Below are 4,140 nucleotides of genomic sequence, written 5' to 3'. Positions count from 1 at the left end.
ACTGTCCCCGTTGTTCCCTTGCCAACCAGTTGAAATCAACGTAATACGGGTGAGCAAGGGTTTCTCTTACCCTTTCTCGTATATGATGGATGTACATGTCGGCTCCGTCTCTCATGTTGCGGGCCTGTCCTGACCGTTTCTTAGAAATTTTACTCCAGTCTAGTACCACCGACTCAAAATGTTTCTCGTTTTGCTTTGGAGGATACTTGTCCACATCCGACTGCAAGATTTTCTCGTCAAAGTTATGTACAATCTCAATGCGGTTTAACTTGTGGTCAATCGCAATGCTTTGCTCCTCCAATCGCTGGTGACACCATTTTCCAGAAGCTGCACAATTCTCATTTTTTCTGTCGTTTTCTTTCTTGGGTTCATCGTATACTGTATTTGTTACTGCCATTTGTAACGGTCGCTCTTGAACTTGTGGTTCCTGCTACCCAAGCAATAACCCACATAGTTCTTCTAACAGCGGCTTCCATGCTTCCCTTGCTAACTCGTTGAAATCCACTTGAGACGAGGGAGCAAGGGTTTCTTTTACTACTTTCCGTGTGTACCAATCCTTCTTCTTTTCAATCTCTACTCCATCTCTTAATTGACGCACCTGTTCTGCTCTTTTCTTCGGTAGGCTATTCCAGTCCGTAATCACTGCTCCAAAGTATTGCTTGTTTTGCTCAGGTGGATGATGCAACAAATCTGTTAACGGTATCCTTTTCTCTGGATTGTAAACGATCTCTATTCGGGTCAATTCGTGGTCAATCACAATGTTTTGATTCTCTAACAATTCCAATTGCTTGTTATATATCTTGCAATGACCATTCGTCTTCCGCTGCTCCTTCTTTCCGAAGTAACGTGTCCCTTTGAATTCTGTCATTTTTCGTCGGCCATGTTGGGGAAAGACCACTACATTATCCATTGAGGTCTTTACATCGTATGCCACATCACTGCTAACAAAATAAATAGAGCTTGCAACGCGGCGCAGAGCATCCAGCAATTCTTTAAAATAAAAGTAATACTCAGGTCTTGTTTCTAGCCGCAACGTGTATGACATGCCTTCCGGCTCACTCCAGTTTCTATAAAACACATGCAAATAAGCACCGTTTCGCTTCCATAGATGTAATTGATACCCGTACCCCTGATAATTAAATTTCTGTTTGAACAATTCACCGCGTTTAACTGCCTTGCTCACTAAAGCATAGTAAACGCTTAGCGGCACATCTGTATATTCCAGCACGAATTTGTCGATGGATACCTTCGCTTTCATCGCCTGCTGCCCTCCGTTATCACTAGCTTTTTACTGACTACGATTCGTATTTTTTAAGACTTACTCGACTAATTAAGTAATTATCGGAAACCTTGCCTTTCAACGTGTGAAAAACGCAAAAAAAGCACTTGAAATCACCAATAAAAGTGTTTTCCAAGTGCTTTAAGCGTGTGTTTTATAAGCTTTCAAAGTTTGGGCAAGTTAGCAGTATCCCATAACCACAATCGAATACTGTGCAAATATTATGACACATGGGTTGATTAGAGTCAATAAGGATTTCTGCCCCTATGAGAAGGTTCGCTCTCGTTAATTTCTCCCTGGCTCGGTGTCATTTATGGTATGCTCCCAAGAAAATGTCATCTCGCCCGGTTCTCGTTGGTCTGCGTATAGCCTTCCAGTTTCCTAGTCGATAACGCCAAGCATCCGACGCATCTCTATCTCCATTTCTCGTAGGCGCTTTTGCTTTTTTTGTAGTTCCTCAAACCAATCCTTGTCCTTCGTTGATAATGCCATGTCAATCAGTTCATTGTAGTCATCTGAACGCATCATCGTCGGCTGATTGGATTCACTCATCTGCTCATCCTCCCATCTTTCTTTCGATCAGCTTATCTGTCTAGCCTTATTCCACAACTGGCGGCTAATGATTCGGGGAAATACGTCTTTCTGCCGAATGCCGTTCCGCTCCTTTAGCCCGTTGTACATATTGAAGCCTGTATACGTCTCGTTGTTCAAAATGTTTTGTACCTGCACAACTGTCCAAGCCTTCCCTGTCTTGGTTGGTATGCCTGCTCGGTTCAACCTGCAAGCGATTTTGTATGGATTATTCCCATCAACATAAAGTTGAAATATGTTCTTAACCGTTTCTGCTTGTTGCTCGTCTACGATAATCACACCATTTTGTACCCGATACCCATAGGCAGGTGCGCCGCCAGCATATTTATTTCCCTTGGCAGTGGCAATTCGTCCGCCTTTTGTCCGCTCATTAATAGTCTTCCGTTCAAACTCTGAAAAAGAGCCTATCATTTGCAGGAACATCATTCCCGACGGTGTAGAAGTATCAAAATTTTCCGATACGCTAATGAAGGCAATTCCTTTCGGTTCCAGTTCATCCTCTATCAATAAAATCAAGTTTCTCAACCTTCTGTGTATACGGTCTGCCTTCACCACGACAATTCCCGTCACTTCATTTTCAGCCTGCTGAACATATCGCATCATGTGCCTGTATCCGTCTCGTTCGGTCGTACTACCACTTTCACCTTCATCCTTAAAAATTCCTGCCAGTTCCCAACCTTGGCTAATACAGTACGCCTCAATCTTTTTTACCTGTTCCGCTATGGAAGTATTCTCGATCTGGCTATCTGAAGAAATACGAGCGTATCCAACCACTTTCTTCATTGTCACGTTACCCACGTCCAGTGCCTCCTTTTTTGTAAACACTATACGACCCAGATTAAGGAAATTACAATTCCTTTTACGAATATTCGCCTTAATACACCATAACAAAAGGATTTTAATAAATATTTCGGCACACAAGTGTAGCATCTCACGGCTTTTGCGAAAAAATCTCACGGAATTTGAGAAAAGCCGTTGCATAAAACTCTGTATAAAAATAAGGAACCAGTTCTTCCTGGTCCCTAACGAAGGTTACACCTTTAGTTTTCCGGTGTAAGCAACTCTACAGAAACATATCCTTTTGTCCCCGTATAAATCCCACTTTTAATTTCAATTTGTGCAGTTCCCGATTTCCGATCCAAAACGGTTACTTTTGCGCCCTCTTCAGGCAACACAATTTCTCCCTTTGACACCATCTCTTCAATAGCCTTTTTATTGTTAGCATTCACAAATTTGAGAAGGAGGTCAAAATTTTCTTTTGACGTAGCTACTATCCCACCGGTTTTTAATACGGCATTTTGTCCTGCGATAACCAATTTGTTTGTAGATGTAGTTTTAGAAGGTTGGTCATCAGAACATCCTATTAAAACGCTTGAGAGTAAGAAAATTGAAGCTACAAACATCCTGGTTCTGTTCAGCATCTTATTCATTCCATATTCCTCACTTTGAATGACATTTTATATGGAACTATATACCACTCAAACAGGAATATTCCTTCTGAAGCGAGGGGAAATTGTGAGTATACTGCAGATAGCAATCTATTTTTACCCGTTTAAAAGGCGGAGTATTCGTTCTTGAGTAAGAGCGAAATACTTGGAATCTATTTCAAATCCCATTAATCGCCTATCGTTCTTTAATGCCGCCTCGGCCACAGGCCCCACACCTAGAAAAAAGTCGACCACAAGCTCTCCGGGTTCACTGCTATTAAGTATCGCCCTGTGCATCAGTTCAACCGGTTTCTCGGTGGGGTGAATAGTTTTGTTCCCGCAAATCCGGTGTACTCTCCAAATGTCCGCAATTGAGCGACTGCTTATCCTCCTGGCTCGTACCTTTCCTTTTGTCGCAAAAATGGCAAACTCATGTTGAAACCTGTACTGCCATCCGAGTCCCATTTTTTCTTTATCCCAAACGATACAATTTTTAACGGAAAAGCCGATGTGTCTCATCCACAAAGCCATATAAGGATACATTCTCCAGTCAATAAACACATAAATATGCCGCCCAGGTTTCAGTACACGATATGCTTGACGCAACCATTGTAATGTAAACCTTTGGTATTCGCGATGTGAAAGATGGTCATTTACAATAATGTCGAACCTTGGCTTCTTTGTTCGAGTCTGTGTCGTGCCGCCGAAACCCAAGTTGTAAGGGGGGATCAGTAACAATTAGGTCAACGGAGTCATCGCCCAAAAAAATTCTTGCTCCCTCTATACAATCCATATTGTAGATGTTGTAAATCATAGTAGCAAACCTCCATAATAGGGAACGTT

General features: G+C 42.1%; 5 protein-coding genes and 1 pseudogene. All 6 read right to left on the bottom strand.

All coding sequences use genetic code 11. From position 1 onward, the window contains the following. Positions 1-397 (bottom strand): annotated as a pseudogene (locus AC4ED1_RS14450) (hypothetical protein); the annotation flags it as partial. 33 nt (positions 398-430) lie between these two features. Then, complete coding sequence (locus AC4ED1_RS14445) at positions 431-1,258, bottom strand: replication initiation factor family protein (protein WP_490939822.1); 828 nt, start codon at positions 1,256-1,258, stop codon at positions 431-433. 402 nt (positions 1,259-1,660) lie between these two features. Further along, positions 1,661-1,831, bottom strand: coding sequence for a hypothetical protein (locus AC4ED1_RS14440; RefSeq protein WP_490939820.1), 171 nt, complete (start codon positions 1,829-1,831; stop codon positions 1,661-1,663). Between the two features lie 27 nt (positions 1,832-1,858). Continuing rightward, on the bottom strand, positions 1,859-2,668 hold the full coding sequence (locus AC4ED1_RS14435; RefSeq protein ID WP_490939818.1) for a recombinase family protein: 810 nt from the start codon (positions 2,666-2,668) through the stop codon (positions 1,859-1,861). Positions 2,669-2,910: 242 nt separating this feature from the next. Further along, positions 2,911-3,300, bottom strand: a complete 390-nt coding sequence (locus tag AC4ED1_RS14430; protein WP_490939816.1) for a hypothetical protein — start codon at positions 3,298-3,300, stop codon at positions 2,911-2,913. Between the two features lie 114 nt (positions 3,301-3,414). Beyond that, a complete protein-coding gene (locus AC4ED1_RS14425) occupies positions 3,415-4,011 on the bottom strand; it encodes a DNA-methyltransferase (RefSeq protein ID WP_490939824.1) in 597 nt (198 codons plus the stop codon). Positions 4,012-4,140 lie beyond the last annotated feature (129 nt).

The sequence above is a fragment of the Effusibacillus sp. SKA8 genome, from assembly GCF_058273125.1.
This window is presented reverse-complemented; position numbering and strand designations above follow the sequence as displayed.